The sequence below is a fragment of the Paraburkholderia sediminicola genome, from assembly GCF_046026675.1.
GTDB classification, from domain to species: Bacteria; Pseudomonadota; Gammaproteobacteria; order Burkholderiales; family Burkholderiaceae; genus Paraburkholderia; species Paraburkholderia sediminicola_F.
Window position 1 is genome coordinate 2672089 of the sequence record NZ_JAQQEY010000001.1, and the last position, 18830, is coordinate 2690918.

Consider the following 18830-nt stretch of genomic DNA (forward strand, 5'->3'; position numbering starts at 1 on the left):
GCGCTCACTGGTTGCCTCCTGCGCGCATGGCATCGGAAATGCGGGTGTCCAGCGCGTTGCGCAGGGCATCGCCCATGAACGTCAGCAGCAACAGCATTGCGACCAGCACGCCGAACGTGGACAACGAAATCCACCATGCGTCGAGATTCGCTTTGCCTTGCGCAAGCAGTTCGCCGAGACTCGGGGTCGGCGAAGGCACGCCGAGACCGAGAAAGTCCAGGCTGGTGAGCGCGAGAATCGCGCCGCTCATGCGGAACGGCAGAAACGTGATCACCGGCGTCAGACTGTTGGGCAAGACGTGCCGCCACATGATCTGCCAGTTCGAGAGCCCCATTGCTCGCGCTGCACGCACATAGTCCTGGTGGCGGTTGCGCAGAAACTCCGCGCGTACGTAATCGGACAAGCCGATCCAGCCGAACAGCGACAGCAGCACGATCAGCAGAATGAACCCTGGCTCGAAGATCGACGAGAAAATGATCAATAGGTAAAGCTCCGGCATGGCACTCCAGATTTCGATCAGGCGCTGCCCGATGATATCGATACGTCCTCCGAAGTAACCCTGCACGGCGCCGGCGGCAATCCCAAGCACGGTGCCGATCAAGGTTAGCACCAGCGCGAATTCCACCGACACGCGAAACCCGTACAGAAGACGCGCGAAGAGATCGCGACCACGGTCGTCCGTGCCGAACCAGTTATCGCGCGACGGCGGCGCCGGATTCGGTGCTTTCGAGAAGTAATTCAGCGTGTCGTAGTAGTACCGGTTCGGCGGATACACGGCGAAGTTACCCGGCGTGTCGAAACGATGCTTGATATACGGATCGAGATAATCGGCGGGCGTCGGGAAGTCGCCACCGAAAGTGGTCTCCGCGTAGGTCTTGAACATCGGAAAATACAACTGCCCTTCGTAACGCACCACGAGCGGCTTATCGTTCGACCACAGCGGCCCGGCGAGGCTCGCGGCAAACGCGACGACGAAGATGATCAGACTCCAGTAGCCAAGACGCTGTTGGCGAAAACGCTGCCAGACGCGACGCGCGGGCGTGGGTGATACGAACGCGCGAACCGGTTCGGTGCGCGCCGCCGCATCGGCTGAAAGACGGGCTCGATTCATCAGCGCTCCAGTTGTTCGAATTGGATGCGGGGATCGACCCACACATAGCAGAGATCGGAAATCAGCTTGGTCGCGAGACCAATCAGCGTGAACAGATAGAGCGTCCCGAGCACGACCGGATAGTCGCGCCGCACCACCGATTCGTACGACAGCAGGCCAAGTCCGTCGAGCGAAAACAGCGTCTCGATCAGCAGACTGCCGGTGAAGAACGCACCGATGAACGCCGCCGGGAAGCCGACGATCAACGGGAGCAACGCGTTACGAAACACATGCTTCCACAGCACGCGCTTTTCCGACAAACCTTTGGCGCGCGCGGTCAGCACGTATTGCTTGCGAATTTCGTCGAGGAAGGCGTTTTTCGTCAGCATCGTGACGACCGCGAAACTGCCCACCACCGAGGCCGTGATCGGCAAGGTGATGTGCCACAGATAGTCGACGATCTTGCCGCCAAAACTCAATTGCGCCCAGTTGTCCGAGGTGAGATTGCGCAGCGGGAACAACTGCAGGAAACTGCCGCCGCCGAACAGCACCAGCAACAGCACGCCCAATACAAAGCCCGGAATCGCATAACCGACCAGCACGACGAGGCTCGTCGCGATATCGAAGCGTGAACCGTTGCGCACCGCTTTGGCTATGCCCAACGGCACCGATATCAGATACGTCAGAAAGAACGTCCATAAGCCAATGCTGATCGACACCGGCAACTTCGAAACGATCAGCGACCACACGCTCTGGTGGCGGAAATAGCTCTGACCAAGATCGAACGTCGAGAAGCGTTTGAGCATCAGCACGTAGCGTTCGAGCGGCGGTTTGTCGAAGCCATACAGCACTTTCAGTTGCGCGATCTGCTGCGCGTCGACACCCGTATGCGTGCGCAGGCCGAATGGCGCGCCATTCTCCGCGCCTTTGCGCAGCTCGTGCTGCATCTGCTCGACCGGGCCGCCCGGAACAAACTGGATCACGGCGAAGGTCAGCGTCAGCACGCCGAGCAAGGTCGGGATCATCAACAGCAGGCGTTTGAGGATGTAGCTCCACATGGCGTCGTTTCCGGTGCGAAGGCGGTGAATGAATGGACGCGTTCAGTGCGGCTGTGCTTGCGGCGGTTGCGGCTGTGCATACCACCACATCGACGTGATCCAGCCTTCCGCGCCATAGTACAGAGGCAGCGTCTTCGGCCACGCGAGACCGCGCTTGAACGCCACCCGGTGCGAAGCGCTGTACCACTGCGGAATCACATAGTAGCCATGCATCAGCACGCGGTCGAGCGCGTGCGTCGCGTCGATCAGCTGCTCGCGCGTCTGCGCTTGCACGAGCGCCCTCAGGATTGCGTCGACGGCCGGCGACTTCACCCCGATCACATTGTCCGAACCGTTGGTGTCCGCAGCCTTGCTACCAAAACGGTCGATCTGCTCCGAACCGGGCACCTGCACATCCGCCATGCGGATTGTGGTCGTGTCGAAGTCGAATGCGTCGAGCCGCTTCTGATAGACCGCGAAGTCGGATACGCGAAACGTCGCGGTGATGCCGAGTTTCTGCAGATTACGGATGAGGGTGGCGACGATCGGCTCAAACTGCGCGGACGAGCCGGAATCGTCAAGAATCTCGAACTGGAATGGCTCGCCTTTGGCGTTACGCAAGGCGTCATCGCGATAGGTCCATCCGGCTTGCTGCAACAACGCGCGCGCTTGCAGCAGATTAGCGCGCAGCGAGCCCGGCGGATCGGTGTCCGGCTGCTTCGGCGGCAGACCGAATACGGCCGGATCAAGCTTGGCGCGCCACGGGTCGAGCAGCGCCAACTCGCCTGGCGTTGGCATGCCCTTCGCCTGCAATTCCGTATTGGCGAAGAAGCTGTCGATGCGCGTGTACTGATTGAAGAACAGTTGCCGGTTCAGCCACTGAAAGTCGAGTGCGAGATCGAGCGCCTTGCGCACGCGTACGTCCTGAAACAATGGCCGCCGTGTGTTGAGCACGAAACCTTGCATGCCGGTGCCGTTATGTTGCGGAAATTCGCGTTTGATCAGCTCGCCGCTGTCGAACTTCTTGCCGACGTCGCGCCGCACCCAATTGCGCGCGACGTACTCGACCAGTGCGTCGTACTCGCCGGCCTTGAACGCCTCGAGCCGCGCTGTGCTATCCGAATACAGCTTGTAGACGATCCGATCGAAATTGTTCATGCCGACCCGCACCGGCAACGTCGCGCCCCAATAGTTCGGATCACGTCGGTAAGCAATCGTGCGACCGTTCTCGTACTGATCGATCAGATAGGGCCCGCTGGCGATCGGCTTCTCGAACGCCAACTGGTCAAACGCGATCCGGCTGCCGTCCGGCTTCATCCCCCACTTGCGTGAGAACACCGGCATGCTGCCCACAAGCAGCGGCAACTCGCGATTGCGTTGATGAAACTCGAAGCGGATCGTATGCGGGTCAACGACGACTGCTCGTGTGATCTCGCCAAATATCGACGCGAATTGCGGCGCGGCCTGCGGGCTTTTCAGCGTGTCGAGCGAAAACTTGACGTCCTCCGCAGTGACGGGATCGCCGTTCGAAAAGCGCGCGCGCGGGTTGATGTGAAAAGTGGTCGACAGGCCGTCGGACGCGATCTTGATGTCGTCAGCGAGCAGGCCATAGGCGGAAGCCACTTCGTCGCTGCTGCCGATGGTCAGGCTCTCGAACATCAGGTCGACGCCCGGTGCCGAGTTACCGCGCAGCGTGAACGGATTGAATTTATCGAAGCTGGTGAGCCGGCTCGGATTGGCCAGCACCAGCGTGCCGCCCTTCGGCGCATCCGGGTTGACGTAATCGAAATGCTTGAAATCCGCGGGATATTTCGGTTCGCCGTATTGCGCGATCGCATAGACCGCCTGGGCCTCGGGCGCCGCGAGCAAACCACCGACGAGTGACACGCCGCACAGCGCAACAGCGCACGCCGAGCGCGAGGAGCGCGGCACAACCGGTAGACCGACACGCGATAGCCTGTGAATCACGCTGCACCAAAGTGCACGAGGCGTTCGAACCCATCGCGAGCCAGTTGTCATAGGGGCCTTGTTGGTCAGTAGGCAATTGCGGCGTGAGGGAATTCTACCCAATAAACCCGCGCAATCCGCACATCTCATCTGCAAGACCTTCAAGTGCGTGGCGCGCAGACCTCATTGGGAGAATTCATGGGCTTCCTCGCCGGCAAACGCATCCTGCTGACCGGCTTGCTGTATTGACCCGGCGCTTTTAACTCCGCCCATAGGTTTCACGAGCACAATAAAAAACCGCCCTTTTTGGGGCGGTTTTTTCAACGCGGCAACTGCGTCAACTGCGGCCTTTTGATGGCTTAGTGCCAGCCACGATGATTGTCGTAGTGGTCACGGCCGTAATCGTAGCGGCCCGGGGGATGACGGCGATACCAGTCGTCACGCGCCCAGTAGCGGCGGCCGTCCCAGTAGCGGTCGCCGTGCCAGCCGATCACGATTGCCGGGCCGCCGTAGTACACGGGAGCCGGTTGATAGACGACGGGCGGCGGCGGGGGTGGCGGCGGTGCGTAGACCGGAGCCGGAGCCACGTAGACCGGCGCGGGAATGCCGATGTTGACACCAATGTTGAGGCCGCCGGCCATTGCAGCACCCGACGCAGCCAACCCGAGAACCCCGATCAGAAGTGGAACAAGACGTGCGGACTTCATTGATCACCCTTTTGAAGAATGTGTGTTGTTGGCCGAAATATAGCGCAAGGCAGCCGTCCGCGTATTTCAACTTTGTAATAACTGATGCACAACATCGCACGAGTGGCCGCATCGTTACGTCTCGTTACATTGGACAAAGGTTTGGTGAAAAAGTGGTGGCGGCGTAATCGAGCCGCCTTGTTGTTAGGCGCCCCATCTGTGGGCAAGTTGCTCATCTTTCACCGCCCTCGCCACAGCGTAGCAATTCTGGCCGCCGCTTTCGCACGCGCCTGGCAATCCGGTGGCCGGCTTCACGATCCGCCTTGTGGCTGCGGCAATGACGGCGCACCCAAATCAGTAGGATATCGAAGCATTATTATGATCCGCAGCGGGCCTGACCTGATTGCAAAAACCGTCCGCTCCACCCGCCTCAATCGCCTCTGCCTTCCCGCGCGTTCGCGCTGCCCCCGTATGCAATTCACATCGGATCGCAAAATGTGGGGCATTGCAAAGCGTCGCCCCCGTCCCAGAGACCTCCCCACTTCTCCACCTCGCCGCCACGATCGCCGCGGCCCAACCGCGCTCATTCGCATAGACCGCCAAAACGAACATTGCATGTTCGAAAGAACATTTAAATAAAATTTCGAAGTCACCGGTCGTCCGATCTCATCATCATCAAAACCAGGAAAAAAAGGCCTGATTAAATAGACATTTCAAGAAATTCAATCACTTAAACCATGATTTTCCCTAGTATCCGATCGTCCCACCAGTGATACGATGACTGACACTAAACGAAGATAAATGTTCGAATTCGCGCATGCCTGCCGTCCAGCGGCCAGTCAGCGGACACCTTGGGTACGGAGACAGATTTTGAAAACAATCATTGGTTTGCGCTGGTGGATCATCGCGCTCGTGTGTGCCGGGACGATCGTCAACTATCTGTCGCGCAACGCCCTCGGGGTGATGGCGCCTCAGTTGACGCAGTTGCTGCACATGAGCACCAAACAGTACTCGTACGTAGTCGGTGCGTTCCAGGTCGGCTACACGATCATGCAGCCGGTATGCGGGCTGATCATCGATCTGATCGGCCTGAGGCTTGGCTTTGCGCTGTTCGCCTGCCTTTGGTCGCTGACGGGCGTACTGCACGGTTTCGCGACTGGCTGGCTATCCCTCGCGGCCTTGCGCGGACTCATGGGGTTGACTGAGGCTGTCGCCATTCCGGCAGGCATGAAGGTGGTCGCAGAGTGGTTCCCCAACCGTGAGAAATCCGTGGCGGTGGGCTACTTCAATGCGGGCACGTCGCTCGGTTCGCTGCTCGCCCCGCCTCTCGTCGTCTTCCTGTCGCTGAGATATGGCTGGCAAAGCGCGTTTGCGGTGACCGGTGCGCTCGGCTTCGTGTGGGCTGCCGCCTGGTATGCGCTGTATCGCTCGCCGGCCGATCACGCGCGCATCAGCGCGGCCGAGCGCGAGACGATCGTCAGCGGACAACCCCCGGGCGCGCCGCAACGGCGCAGCATCCGCGAAGTCCTCCGCACGCGCCGATTCTGGGCGATCGCGCAAGCGCGCTTCTTCGCGGAGCCGGCGTGGCAAACGTTCAGCTTCTGGATACCCCTTTACCTCGCGACGCAACGCCACATGGATCTGAAGCAGATCGCGCTGTTTGCGTGGCTGCCGTTTCTTGCCGCCGACCTCGGCGGCCTCTTCGGCGGCTACCTGTCGCCGTTCCTGATGAAGCATTTGCGCATCCCGCTGATCGGGTCGCGTATCGCAGGTGTCGTACTCGGCGCCTTCATGATGATCGGACCGGCGTGTATCGGCCTCGTCGCCTCGCCGTATCAGGCGATCGCGCTCTTCTGCGTGGGCGGCTTCGCGCATCAGATGATTTCGGCGCTCGTCAATACTCTCGCGGCCGACGTATTCGACCCCAGCGAAGTCGGCACCGTCGCCGGGTTTGCCGGGATGTCCGCGTGGATTGGCGGCCTGGGCTTTTCGCTGCTGGTCGGCGCGCTGGCCGATACGATCGGCTACACGCCGCTCTTCGGCGCCCTCGGCGCGTTCGATCTCATCGGCGCCACGCTGCTGATCATTCTGATGCGCGGCGTCAAACGCGACGCCCGTCCGCATCAAGTCGACAACAACGCCAGCCCTGCTGCGTGACCTCACTCGAAGACCCATCATGCGTTCACTGACGAATCTGAAGCACCCGCCGCGTTTTTCACTGTCTTCCCATATCGGCAACCACATCGTTCTCACCACGCAGGAAAACTGCCGGATCGAACTGTTCGTTCTCGCCGAGGACATCATCCGCGTACTCGTGCTGCCGGACGGCGAAACGCACGGTCCGCGGACCTGGTCGCTCGCGCCGGGCGCTGACGACGTTCCGCTCGAAGGCCGCGATCGCCGTGACATGAGCGGCTTCACCCCGCCGCCGTTCGCGCTTTCAAGCGAAGCCGGGCACGTCGTGATCGAAACGGCGCGCATCCGTTTGACGGTCACGCTGAACGGCGGATTCTGCGCGTGGGACATCCTGCACGACTCGAGCTGGCATCGCGTAATGAGCGATCGGAAGACGCAGGCGTACAACTTCGGCTGGTGGGACGAGCGCGTGTACCACTACATCGAGCGCCGTAAGGACGAAATGTATGTGGGCCTGGGCGAGCGCGCCGGTTCACTGAATCGCGCGGATCAGTCCTACGAAATGCGCAATATCGACGCGATGGGTTATAGCGCGCGCACGACCGATCCGCTCTACAAGCACATCCCCTTCTACGTGACGTGGCAGCCGGAAAGCGCCACAGGATTCGGCTTGTTCTACGACACGCTTGCCGACTGCCGCTTCGACATGGGCCGCGAGCTCGACAACTATCACGGGCACTACCGGCACTTTGTCGCCGAGCATGGCGACCTCGACTATTACTTCATCGCGTCGGCGGGCACGCCCTTAGATGCAGTGCGCCGCTTTACGTGGCTGACCGGGCGTCCGGCCTGGATGCCGAAATGGGGACTCGGCTACTCCGGCTCGACAATGAGCTATACCGATGCGCCCGACGCGCAGCAGCGCATGGGCGAATTCATCGATCGATGCAGCGAGCACGACGTGCTGTGCGATTCGTTCCATCTGTCGTCGGGCTATACCTCGATCGGTCCGAAGCGCTACGTGTTCAACTGGAACCACGAGAAGTTTCCGGACATCGATGGCTTCGTACGAGGCTATCTTGAGCACGGCGTGCGTCTGTGCGCGAACATCAAGCCATGCCTGTTGCAGGATCATCCGGCCTTCGACGAAGTGGCACGCACCGGCCTGTTGATCGCGTCGCGCGACGGCGATCCGGCATGGGTGCAGTTCTGGGACGAAGTCGGCGCCTATCTGGACTTCACAAATCCCGCCACCATCGACTGGTGGAAAGCGCGCGTGAAAGACAGCCTGTTGAAACACGGTATCGCCGCAACCTGGAACGACAACAACGAATTCGAAATCTGGTCGCCCGACGCGATTGCCCAGGGCTTCGGCCAACCGTATCCCGCGCGCGAGGCGAAGGTACTGCAAACGCAATTGATGATGCGCGCGTCGCATGAGGCACAGCGCGAATACGCGCCGGACAGTCGGCCGTTCCTCGTGTCCCGCTCAGGCGGCGTCGGCATGCAACGCTATGTGCAAACCTGGTCCGGCGACAACTACACCTCGTGGGAAACACTGCGCTTCAATCTGAAGATGGGCCTCGGACTCGCGATGTCCGGCGTGTCGAACAGCGGTCATGATATCGGCGGATTCTCGGGCCCGGCACCCGGTCCGGAGTTGTTTGTTCGCTGGGTGGCCTTCGGCATCTTCCTGCCGCGTTTTAGCATTCATTCCTGGAATGACGACAGCACGGTCAATGAGCCGTGGATGTATCCCGAAGTCACGCAGCAAGTCGCAGCACTGATCAAACTGCGCTACCGGCTGATTCCCTACCTGTACGAGTTGCTATGGCAATCGCACAGCGCGTACGAGCCGGTACTGCGCCCCATGTTCGCGGAGTTTCCGCACGATCCGCGTTGCCTCGCGGATGGCGACGACATGATGCTGGGCTCGTCGATGCTGGTTGCACCGGTGGTCGAGGCGGGCCAGTCGACGCGCGACGTCTACTTGCCTGCCGGCGCACGTTGGGCGTCGTACTGGAGCGGCGAGCTGTTCGAAGGCGGTCAGACGGTGATCCTGCCTGCCCCATTCGAGCGGCCAGTGACCTTACTGCGCGAAGGCAGTGTAATTCCGCTGAACATCGCCGAACAACACTTCGGCCGTCCCGCCGACGAACGTGCGTTCATCGCCGTGCCGCACGCCGGCGCAGGCATCGCTCGCGGCAGTTGCGTCGAAGACGACGGCGAAAGCGAAGCCTGGCGCACAGGCGCGCAAGGCCGCTGGCACGTCACGATTACAAGCGATGCGAACACGCTGCGCATTTCGGTCGTGCGGGAAGGCTGGGTCCAGCAACCGCAGCAGGAAGTTCGACTGCTCGTGCCAAAGGACGAAGCACGCGCGGCCGTCTGCATCGACGGCACGCTGGTGGCGGACCACACCGCCGACGGCTGGCGATGCCTGACGATTGCCATCACCCACTAACACAGCATGCGTCACGACTTGAAGACCAACGATTTCCCATCCAATCCGGAGACCCGCTAGCCATGAACTCACTGAAGCGCGCGCGTACACGCGCACTCGTCCTCTCGTGCCTGCCGTTTGCGGGCGCCGCGCTATCAACCGGCGCGTCGGCGCAAAGCAGCGTGACGCTGTACGGCGTCGTCGACAACGCGTTCACCTATGCCAGCAACCAGAAGGGACACTCCAACTTCTACATGAGTCAGGGCAACCTGCAGGCGAGCAAATTCGGCCTGCTCGGTGCCGAAGACATTGGCGGCGGCACAAAGGTGATTTTCAGGCTCGAAAGCGGCTTTAACTCGCTGACCGGAGCACAAAGTAGCTCAGGCTTCATTTTCAATCGGCAAGCGTACGTCGGGCTCAACAACGACCGATACGGAACGGTGACACTCGGCCGCCAGTACACGCCCTACTTCCAGATGGTCGGTGCACTCGGACCGACAGGCGTATTGACGGGCGCAACAGGCGCGCATCCGGGCGACCTCGACGCGCTCGACACCACGTTGCGTATCAACAATTCCGTTACCTATCTGTCGCCGAACCTCGCCGGTCTGCAATTCAGCGCACAGTACGGCCTGGGCGGTGTGCCGGGCAGCGTGGCCAACGGCAGCCAGTTCAGCGCAGCGGCTCGCTACGACTACCAGCCGTTTGCGATCGCGGTGGGCTACCTGAAACTGAAAGACATCGCGACGAGCCAGGCACTCGGCAGCTACGCAGTCAACTCGCCGGTGAACAGCGGCTATGCGACAGCACGCAGCGCACAGTTGTTCGCCGCGGCAGCGCGCTACACCCACCAGGACCTAATGGTCGGCGTGAACTACTCGAACGTGCAATACGCGCCGGGCAACGGCTCGTTCTTCACCGGCGAGGGCGTATTCAATACGTACGGCGTGATTTCCACGTACCGGATCACGCCGGCCGTGACGGTCGGCGCCGGCTACAGCTACACGCAGGCGAGCAAAGCGAATGGCATCAGCGATGCCGCGCGCTATCAGCAGGTCTCGCTCGAGCAGACGTACAACCTCTCAGCTCGCACCACGCTATACGCACTGGAGGCGTATCAGCATGCGCGCGGCAAAACCCTGGTCGCGTCGGGCAGCACTGGCACGAGTATCACTGACGCAGTGGCTGTGGTCGGCGACTCGCAGAATACGACGCCGTCGTCGGGTCCGTCGCAATTCGTCGGCATGGTGGGGTTGCGGCACGCGTTTTGAGCGGTGAAGAAAGCCTGCGCAACACGCCGCAGGCTTTCCGACACCTCTGTCATGCCGCGCGCGGCGCTGCTTTCAACAACGACCACAGCAGATAAGGTCCGCCGATCAGCGCGGCCATCAAGCCCGCCGGCATTTCGTTGGGAAACAGCAGCAGGTTGCCGCACCACTGCGCGAGCACCATCAGTACTACGCCTACCGACGCCGCGGCGAGCAATTGTTCCCGCGCGCGGCACACCCCCAATGATCGCGCGATATGCGGCGCCATCAGACCGACGAACGACAACGGTCCGACGATCAACGTCGAGGTAGCCGTGAGCAGCGCGGTCAGCAGCAGCACGGCAAGACGCGCAACGTCGACCCGTACGCCCAGCGAGCGGCTCGTGCCTTCGCCGAGCGACAGCAGTTCCAGCCAGCGAGCCAGCAAGGGCGCCGCACCCAGACCCACCAGCGCGACCACCACCGCAACGGCAGCCGCCAGCGGCTGTACGTAATAGGTCGAGCCGACGACAAAGTTCAGCAGGAGCGCAGCGCGAGCGTCGCCGCTCGCGGTCACCGTGCCGCTGACCGCCTGAAATAGCGCGCCAATGGCAACGCCGATCAGCAGCAATCGCTCCGGCGCGTACATGGCGCGCCGTCCGACCCACAGCAGAAACAGCAGCGTGACGATCGAGCCGGTGAGACACGATGCGAACAGCTCGAGCGGTCCTGGCGCGGCAAACAGGAATACGGCGGCAACGATGCCGAGCGCCCCGCCCGAGCTCACGCCGATCAGGTCGGGACTCGCGATCGGATTGCCGGTCATGCGCTGCACCAGCGTTCCCGCAAGGCCAAGCATCACGCCCGCGGCAATGGCGGCCGCCGTGTGCGGCACGTGCCAGAATGCCAGCGCCCCTAATTGGGCGACGCTGGCGATCCGCCAGCCATCGAGCCCGCGCCCGATCACCATCGATAAGACGACAGCGAGCGCGGCGAGCAAGGCCAATCCCGCGATCAATCGCAGCGGCCGTTTGTGTCTGATCTGTGCCACGCTGTCACGCACGTCCGACCTCAGGTCGGGACGCGATTTGAGTTGCCGCAGCAGCCACAACAGCATCGGTGCGCCGATCAGCGACGTAACGGCGCCCGTTGGAATGAGTTGTGAACCAAACACGCCGCTGATGGCCACTGCCTGCACCATTGCGTCTGTCAACCACAACAGCGCGGCGCCGAGCACAGGCGCCCAGAACAGACGCTGCTGGAAGCGCCGCGCGCCGGCAAGCCGTGCCAGCGTCGGCGCGGCGAGGCCGATGAAACCGATCACGCCGACCGCGCTGACGACGCACGCCGTCAGCGCAACCGCGAGACCCAGCGCCGCGAAACGCGTCCGCATCAACGAGACGCCCAAGCCACGCGCCGTGCTTTCGCCTGCTTCGAAGAGACTCAGCGGACGGCGCAGCAGGAAAACCGCCGCACCCGCGACCACCAGGCGCGCAAACAGTGCGGCGCTGGCGTGCCAGCCTTGCTGGTCCAGTGCGCCGCCGCCCCAGATCATGAGTCCCGCCAACAACTGGAAGTGCGAGATCGCGAGCGCGAGGGTCAGCGAGCCGCAATAGAAACTGACGATCATGCCGGACAGGATCACCGCGAGCGACGCGAGTCGTTGCCGCCATGCCAAGGCGAAGACCAGCAGCATCGCCAGCGCCCCGCCTATGAGCGCGATGAGCTCGCGCTGCGCGGCGATCCACGCCGGCGCCCAGAGGGTCGCGATCGTGAGCGCCAGATAGGCGCCGGGAAAGATGCCGAGCGTCATCGGCTCGGCAAGCGGATTGCGCAGCACCTGTTGCGCAATCGCACCCGCGAGCGCGAGCGCGGCGCCACAGATCAAGGTCATCGCGATGCGCGGCAACGCGCTGTCGTGCACGATCAGCTGACGAAGGTTGCCGGGTTCGGGCGCCACGATCGCGGACCAGAGGCTGGCGCCGGCGAGTTGCGTTTGCAGGACCCAGAGCGTCAACGCGATAGCCGCGAGGACGATGAGCGAGGTCACCGGCACGAGCATATTGCGGGGTGCCGCAGCCGATGCAGCCTGTGCGGGCTGGCCGATTCGCGTATCGCACGTATCGGAACGGCGCTCTTGCTGGCCTGAAGGAGGCAGGTGTTTAGATGACATGGCTGCTTTGCATGGCATTGGCGACAGCGCGGGCAAAACGCTGGACAGAGATCAACGCGCCCGTCGCCGAGACGACCGGTAAGGTCGCCGTTCTTCCGGCTTGCGAGAACGGCAACTGTCGCCACACCGGGTTGCGTTGCAGGCCGGCCATGTTGCCGGGCGCCCCCGAACCGACCCACAGGATGCGCGCTTCGGGCGCCGCCGCGAGACGGTCCAGTTCGACGATGTACGCGGATCCACCCGGGCCGGACCGGTTGCTACCACGCTCCAGCGCGGTCACGGCGGCGTTACGCAGACCCAGCGCCTGCAGGATCTCGTCGAACATGCTGCCGGTGCCGAATACGCGCAGATGACGGTCGTCGACGAGCTGCGCGACATAGACGGCCGGATAGCCACCCGTGGGCGTCGCCGCGTCGAGGGCCGCACGCGACTGGGCGAGCACGCCGGTCGTCGCAGTCAGCAGCGCTTCGGCCTTTGCTTCGACGCCCAGGCGCCGCGCGAGCGTCATCGCTTCGCCGCGCATCGCACGGTAGGGTTGCGGGTCCATCGTGTAAGCGCCGAGTGTCAGCGTCGGCGCGATCCGTTCGAACGAAGCCCGCACGCTTGAGTGCGCGGGCGTGATCAACATCAGATCGGGCCGGAGTTCGTAAAGCAGATCGTAGTTCGGCTGGAACAGCAGTCCCACATCGACAACACCCCGAGGCAGCGGCGGCTTGACGACGCTGCTGACGTACCATGCGGGCGCCGGCACACCGACGGGCGCCACGCCAAGCGAAAGCAGCATTTCCGTCAGATCCCAGTTCAACACGATGATCCGGCGCGGCGCGCGGTTTGCAGCGTCCGGCGCGGCGCCGTGCGCGGCAGCCGTCATCCCCAGCGCGGCGGCCACCACCGCCCGCAGGTACAGGCGGCGTTTCTCCGACACGGGTGCGATCAAGCCGTCGACGCTCATTGCGGAATGCCCACGACCCGGCCGCTGGGATCCCGCAGCACGTTCATCGGCACACCGTAAATGGCCTGCAAGTTCGGCCCGGTCATGATGTCGCCGGGCGTGCCCTGCATCAGGATGCGCCCGTGGCGCAGCGCGACGATGTGGTCGCAAAAGCGCGCAGCCATGTTGATGTCGTGCAGTACGACAACGGCCGCGATACTGCGTTGCACGCAAAGCGTGCGCACCAGATCCAGCACCTCGACCTGATGGGCAATGTCCAGCGCGGACGTCGGTTCGTCGAGCAGCAGACAGCGGCTGTCCTGCGCGATCAGCATGGCCAGCCACACGCGTTGCCGTTCGCCGCCGGACAGGCTGTCCACGAGACGGTCCGCGTAATGCGTGACGTCCGTCATCTGCATGGCCTGTTCCACCTGGCTGCGATCGTCGTCGCCGAATATGCCGAGACTGCCGTGCCACGGGTATCGGCCGAGCGCGACGAGTTCGCGCACCAGCAGACCATCCGTGGACGGGGTGTATTGCGGAAGATGGGCGACACGCTGCGCGAATTCGCGCGGTTTCCACGACGCAATCGGTTTGCCATCGAAACGGATCGAGCCCCCACCCTGCACATGATGGCGCGCAAGCAGACGTATCAGGCTCGTCTTTCCCGACCCGTTGTGACCGATGAGACCTGTCACGCACTCGCGCGAAATCGACAGATCGATGTCATCCAGCAAGCGCGTGCCGCCGATGTCGAACCGGACCTGGTCCAGTTCGAAAAGTGGCGGCACGGCGGCGGATCCGGTAGCGGACAAACTGGTATTGACCATGGAATTCTGGCTATACCCGCGGCCGGCGGCCGCGGGAAACAAAGTGGACGTATCAGGCGCGCGCCGGGGCGCGGGCGGGCAGCGGATCGGCGCCATGCGCATGGAAGGGATCGGCAGGCTGTGCACCGCCTGCGCCCTCTTCGATCACCTGACCAAAATCGAGCTTGATATAGCGGTCCGCGAGATGGAAATAGCGGTCGTCGTGCGTAATGACCACCACCGTCTTGCCTTTCGCCTTCAGCTCCGGCAACAGCCGTCGATAGAACACATCCTTGAAGAGCGGGTCCTGATCAGCGGCCCATTCGTCGAACAGATAGAACGGCCGGTCCTCGAGATAGGACACAAGCAACGCGAGACGTTTGCGCTGGCCTTGCGACAGTTCGAGCGTCGAGAACACGCCATTCTCGATCTTGACCTTGTGAGCGAGTTGCAGATCTTCGAGCAGCGCATGCACGGCCGCGTCGACGTTATCGAGCCGGATACCGAGCAGCGTGTCGAACAGAAAGAAGTCGCTGAAAACGACAGAAAAGTGCTGGCGGTAGGCGTCACGCCGCGCTTCGTCGACTTCCTTGCCATTGAGCAGAATCCGTCCGCTTTCGGGCGTGTAGAGTCCGACGAGCATCTTCGCAAGGGTCGTCTTGCCGCTGCCGTTGCCGCCGATCAGGTAGACGAGCTCGCCGGGACGGAAACTCAGATTGACCGGCCCGAGCGTAAACACGTCGTTCTCTTTTTCACGGAAGTACCGATGCGTGACGCCTTCGAGCACGATGCTCTCGAACGCCGTGGCTTGCGGCGCGGCGACCGTTTGCTCGATGGGCAGCTCCGCGTTCACCTGCTCGACGCGTTCGAGCGCCACGCGCGCCGTGCTGAGATTCGGAATCGCGGAAAGCAGGCCTTCGATCGGCATGATCATGTACAGGAAGATCATCGCGTAACCGGACATCACATGCGGCGTGACGGGCAGATAACGCGTCAGAACGAACAGCACGCAGCCAATGAACGCAAAGAAGATGAAGCTGCCCCAACTCGCTGCGGCCGCATAGAGCACGTAGCCGCGGGTGCGCTGTACGCGCACGGCCTCGACATTGGTCGCCAGCGTCTCGTCGATGAACTCGCGCATCCGCGCCCCATGCAGCTTCAGTTCCTTGGCGCCGTCGAACAGCGCACGGAAATGACGCACCAGCGCATCTTCCCGGCGGCGCGAACTGCGCAGATGGAACATGCCACGCGTATTGGCCACGTGAAAACCCGCTGAACCGATCAGCACCGTGACGGCGGCGAATACCAGAACCTGCCACGACAGCAAGCCAAGGTAAACGAGACACCCTGCAATCACCGCACCGTTCATCACGAACCCTGGCAGACCGACGAACAGCACGACGATGGCATCCAGATCCTGCGTCAGCACCCCTAGCGAACGCGCCGATCCCTGGCGTTCGACGTAGGCAAAGGGCGCGGCCGCAATGCGATTGATGGTTTTCATGCGCAGACTCGCCTTGGCGTTCTGCCCAAGACTCATGAAGAGCGTCTGCGAAGCGGTCCGCGTGATGAGCACGACGACACCAATCATGAGAAAACGCAAACCGAGTTCGACCAGCTGTTCGCGCGAAGCAGACAGCGCCTGGTTGATGAGCGCGACCATCGCCGCGTTTCCGAACCCGCTAACAAGGCTCATACCGATTGCCAGCAACAAGCGCTGACGTGAACCCTTAACCAGAAACCAGAGAGTGTGCATAGAGATCGAGTGGAGTCTTTTCTTGAGACGTGGTCAGTCTTGTGGCGCGGGAATAGTCAGCGTGACACGCTGCGATCTGGCTTCTTCGCGTTCGATATCGGCTTGATCGAACGGCGCGTTCCGCCATGTCTTGCGTGCGTAGTCGAGTGTGCCTTCAGCGCTCGCAGGCGATGCGGGATCGTCAGACTCCGACGGCGCGAGCAAGGTCTTTGCGATCACGCGCGACTTCGGCCCGAAGCTGACGATCTGCATATAGCTGTTGCCGATTGCCGCGCCATCCATCGAGGCAGGTTCGTCTTTACCCGCCCCCACGCGCTCAATCGGACAGGCCGACACAAAGTAACCGCTTTCGCTACAGCCGCCGAACAGGGCGACGCGTTTGCCATTACGCGACGTGTAGAGCGACGCGCCGGTCGGCGCATCGACTGCGAGGCCCGCGCGTTGCAACGCCAGCACCGCGGCGCCCAACGCCTCTGCGACACGCGGATCGTCCGCACGCAGCCGGTCAGGCGTCGACAACGGTGCGGACATCGAAAACGGTATGGCATAGCGCTGATCGACCGGGATCGCCTCGATACGCGACCAGAACGCCTCCCACAGCACCGCACCGCGCGAGTCTGTTTCGGCATTCATTGGCCAGGCTCGCAGTGTCTTGCACGCCGCGGCTAGATGGACCGTCTGCGGCGCTGCCAAAGCCGCGCCGTCGGATCGATCCTTGTCGACCTGCACGACGGGGTCCGGGTCCGGACCCGCGCACACACTTTGCAAAACCTGCGGCAGAAAACGTTCAGCGGTCAGCGTGCGGGTATCGAGCACGCGTGTGCCCAACGCCGTGAGCGTGCGCTGGCCGGCCGGCAAGGCCATCCATGAACGGGCAATTTCGTGTCCGAGTTGCGCGCGTAGCGACAACGCCGCGTGGGGCTCGCCCGCCACACGCGGATAACCGGAAAGCGGCTGCTGCGGGTTGGCGAGACCGTAGCTGTTGTTCATGTTCGCCACGTAGTCGGTGCGCAGCAACGACGGCATGTCGTCAACCGGCAACGCCCCCGCGCGAACCGCGCCCTTGCTCATCGGCCACTGGCAGGCCGAGCGCGAACCGTCGAGGAAAGGCACGCCCGGTAATTTGGCGTCGAACGCCGCGCCGAGCGGTTTCGCCGTGCAGGTTGCGGCGAACGCGTCGTCGACGTTGGGCATCGAGCCGATGTCGGCGAACCACGCGCGTGGGTCGTCGCGGCCGATCGCCACGGTATTGACCCACGGCGTTGCGGCGAGGCGCTTTTGCGTGGCGATGAATTCATCGAGCGACGACGCCTGCCCCCAGCGAAGAAAGTTTTCGAAGATCGCGTAGTTGTCGGCATTCGAATCACGAACCGCGAACGCCTGCGTGCCGTTCCAGGCGAGCGCTGGCGACATGGCGTGCAGATCGACCACGGGACCGAAGCGCGAGCGATAGAACGTGCGCGTGATGGGCTGCGATGTACCGTCGGTCTGCTTTACCTCAACGGTGATTTGCTGCTGCGTCATCGGCTCTTCACGCCCATCGATCCGATAGACCGTCGGCTTGCCGGGCACGAGCGACAACTGGAATAGCCCAAACCGGCGGGCGCTGGACACTGTATGCGTCCAGGCCACGTTGCGGTTGTAGCCGATCATCACGACGGGCACACCCAGAAAAGAAACGCCGCTCACGTCGAGCTGGCCCGGCAGCGTGAGCTGCGCCTGATAGAAGCGGTCCGGCCCTTGCCAGAACCAGTGAGGATTGCCGAACAGCACGCTTTGCCCGCTGCCCGTCACGTTCGCGCCGAAAGCGAGCGCATTGCTGCCGGCATCGCGTACGCCGCCCGCCTGCAGATACGTATTGCCGAGTTCGGTGCCGAGACTCGCAACGCGTTGCGGCACCGCCTGCCCGAGCTGCACGGCGGGCGGATGAGCATTGGCGAGCGCCTCGATGAAGCCCGTGTAGCCGCCCGCGAAATTCGCGGCGGCAAGACGTCGATAGATGTCGGTCTCGGAGATATCGCGCACCCAGCGCTCATTCCTGCACGCAGCATGCGATTGCGTGTCTGGTGCTGCGCGCAGCGTCGCCAGATAGCGATTGTAGCCTTGCGCAAAGCCCGCGATCAGTTGCCGCACATTGTCCGGCTGATGGGCGCGGTAGGCATCGGTCTGCTCGCGTCCGTCGAGCAGGCGAAAGAAGAAGTCCGCATCGATATTGCGTGGTGAACCGAAAGTCGCGCGCGTCGGCGGCTTCGCGTCCGCACCGAAAAACGCCGAACGCTCGCCACGATACGTGACGAACGCGTCGGCGAGCGTGCAGAGATTGTCCTGCGCCTGCGCATAACCGTAGCCGTACCCAAGCGCGGTCCAGGACCGTGCTTCGATGTGCGGTACGCCATCCGCCGTTCGACGGATCACGACCTGCGCGCCTGCTTCGTCAGAAGCCGACGCACGAGGCGGCGTCGGCTTCTGCGCGAGGCAGCCGGCAAGCGCCGCCGGAAGCAGCGCCGCGCACATCATCCGTCGAAAGATCTGACGGAACCGCGCGGGTATCTTCCTGACGTCATCCAGCCGCGAC

12 protein-coding genes are annotated in these 18830 nt (G+C 62.6%); 3 read left to right on the forward strand and 9 right to left on the reverse strand.

Translation table 11 applies throughout. The annotated features are described in order from the left end of the window. Positions 1-4: 4 nt before the first annotated feature. The 4 genes from PQQ86_RS11605 to PQQ86_RS11620 all read right to left on the reverse strand — a co-directional run bounded on the left by PQQ86_RS11605 (position 5) and on the right by PQQ86_RS11620 (position 4781). On the reverse strand, positions 5-1111 hold the full coding sequence (locus PQQ86_RS11605; RefSeq protein ID WP_408266709.1) for an ABC transporter permease: 1107 nt from the start codon (positions 1109-1111) through the stop codon (positions 5-7). Beyond that, positions 1111-2148, reverse strand: a complete 1038-nt coding sequence (locus tag PQQ86_RS11610) for a microcin C ABC transporter permease YejB (RefSeq protein ID WP_408266711.1) — start codon at positions 2146-2148, stop codon at positions 1111-1113. Before PQQ86_RS11610 ends, PQQ86_RS11605 begins: the two co-directional genes overlap by 1 nt. 42 nt (positions 2149-2190) lie before the next feature. Continuing rightward, complete coding sequence (locus tag PQQ86_RS11615; RefSeq protein ID WP_408266713.1) at positions 2191-4146, reverse strand: extracellular solute-binding protein; 1956 nt, start codon at positions 4144-4146, stop codon at positions 2191-2193. A gap of 287 nt (positions 4147-4433) precedes the next feature. Further along, positions 4434-4781: a hypothetical protein gene (locus tag PQQ86_RS11620; protein ID WP_093633381.1), complete on the reverse strand. Its 348-nt coding sequence runs from the start codon at positions 4779-4781 to the stop codon at positions 4434-4436. A gap of 849 nt (positions 4782-5630) precedes the next feature. Here PQQ86_RS11620 and PQQ86_RS11625 point away from each other — a divergent pair. The 3 genes from PQQ86_RS11625 to PQQ86_RS11635 all read left to right on the forward strand — a co-directional run bounded on the left by PQQ86_RS11625 (position 5631) and on the right by PQQ86_RS11635 (position 10610). Further along, entirely contained in the window at positions 5631-6917 is a 1287-nt protein-coding gene (locus tag PQQ86_RS11625) for an MFS transporter (RefSeq protein WP_408266715.1), read from the forward strand. A gap of 19 nt (positions 6918-6936) precedes the next feature. Beyond that, entirely contained in the window at positions 6937-9360 is a 2424-nt protein-coding gene (locus PQQ86_RS11630; RefSeq protein ID WP_408266717.1) for a glycoside hydrolase family 31 protein, read from the forward strand. Positions 9361-9422: 62 nt separating this feature from the next. Continuing rightward, on the forward strand, positions 9423-10610 hold the full coding sequence (locus PQQ86_RS11635) for a porin (protein WP_408266719.1): 1188 nt from the start codon (positions 9423-9425) through the stop codon (positions 10608-10610). Positions 10611-10659: 49 nt separating this feature from the next. Here PQQ86_RS11635 and fhuB read toward each other — a convergent pair whose 3' ends face one another. The 5 genes from fhuB to PQQ86_RS11660 are packed head-to-tail and all read right to left on the reverse strand — an operon-like array spanning position 10660 to position 18772. Beyond that, entirely contained in the window at positions 10660-12759 is a 2100-nt protein-coding gene (gene fhuB, locus PQQ86_RS11640; protein ID WP_408266721.1) for a Fe(3+)-hydroxamate ABC transporter permease FhuB, read from the reverse strand. Further along, positions 12749-13711, reverse strand: coding sequence for an ABC transporter substrate-binding protein (locus tag PQQ86_RS11645; protein WP_408266723.1), 963 nt, complete (start codon positions 13709-13711; stop codon positions 12749-12751). The genes fhuB and PQQ86_RS11645 overlap by 11 nt, the downstream gene beginning before the upstream one ends. After that, positions 13708-14520 carry an ABC transporter ATP-binding protein gene (locus tag PQQ86_RS11650; protein ID WP_408266725.1) on the reverse strand — a complete coding sequence of 271 codons (813 nt, stop codon included), beginning with the start codon at positions 14518-14520 and terminating at the stop codon, positions 13708-13710. The genes PQQ86_RS11645 and PQQ86_RS11650 overlap by 4 nt, the downstream gene beginning before the upstream one ends. Positions 14521-14572: 52 nt before the next feature. Next, positions 14573-16255: a cyclic peptide export ABC transporter gene (locus PQQ86_RS11655; protein ID WP_408266727.1), complete on the reverse strand. Its 1683-nt coding sequence runs from the start codon at positions 16253-16255 to the stop codon at positions 14573-14575. 33 nt (positions 16256-16288) lie between these two features. Then, positions 16289-18772, reverse strand: coding sequence for a penicillin acylase family protein (locus tag PQQ86_RS11660; RefSeq protein ID WP_459252429.1), 2484 nt, complete (start codon positions 18770-18772; stop codon positions 16289-16291). Positions 18773-18830: the final 58 nt, after the last annotated feature.

What these genes read in the sequence shown, in the direction of transcription:
- PQQ86_RS11605 (WP_408266709.1), bottom strand. Translation starts at nt 1,111, where the DNA reads ATGAATCGAGCCCGTCTTTCAGCCGATGCGGCGGCGCGCACCGAACCG.
- PQQ86_RS11610 (WP_408266711.1), bottom strand. Translation starts at nt 2,148, where the DNA reads ATGTGGAGCTACATCCTCAAACGCCTGCTGTTGATGATCCCGACCTTG.
- PQQ86_RS11615 (WP_408266713.1), bottom strand. Translation starts at nt 4,146, where the DNA reads ATGACAACTGGCTCGCGATGGGTTCGAACGCCTCGTGCACTTTGGTGC.
- PQQ86_RS11620 (WP_093633381.1), bottom strand. Translation starts at nt 4,781, where the DNA reads ATGAAGTCCGCACGTCTTGTTCCACTTCTGATCGGGGTTCTCGGGTTG.
- PQQ86_RS11630 (WP_408266717.1), top strand. Translation starts at nt 6,937, where the DNA reads ATGCGTTCACTGACGAATCTGAAGCACCCGCCGCGTTTTTCACTGTCT.
- PQQ86_RS11635 (WP_408266719.1), top strand. Translation starts at nt 9,423, where the DNA reads ATGAACTCACTGAAGCGCGCGCGTACACGCGCACTCGTCCTCTCGTGC.
- fhuB (WP_408266721.1), bottom strand. Translation starts at nt 12,759, where the DNA reads ATGTCATCTAAACACCTGCCTCCTTCAGGCCAGCAAGAGCGCCGTTCC.
- PQQ86_RS11645 (WP_408266723.1), bottom strand. Translation starts at nt 13,711, where the DNA reads ATGAGCGTCGACGGCTTGATCGCACCCGTGTCGGAGAAACGCCGCCTG.
- PQQ86_RS11650 (WP_408266725.1), bottom strand. Translation starts at nt 14,520, where the DNA reads ATGGTCAATACCAGTTTGTCCGCTACCGGATCCGCCGCCGTGCCGCCA.
- PQQ86_RS11655 (WP_408266727.1), bottom strand. Translation starts at nt 16,255, where the DNA reads ATGCACACTCTCTGGTTTCTGGTTAAGGGTTCACGTCAGCGCTTGTTG.
- PQQ86_RS11660 (WP_459252429.1), bottom strand. Translation starts at nt 18,772, where the DNA reads ATGATGTGCGCGGCGCTGCTTCCGGCGGCGCTTGCCGGCTGCCTCGCG.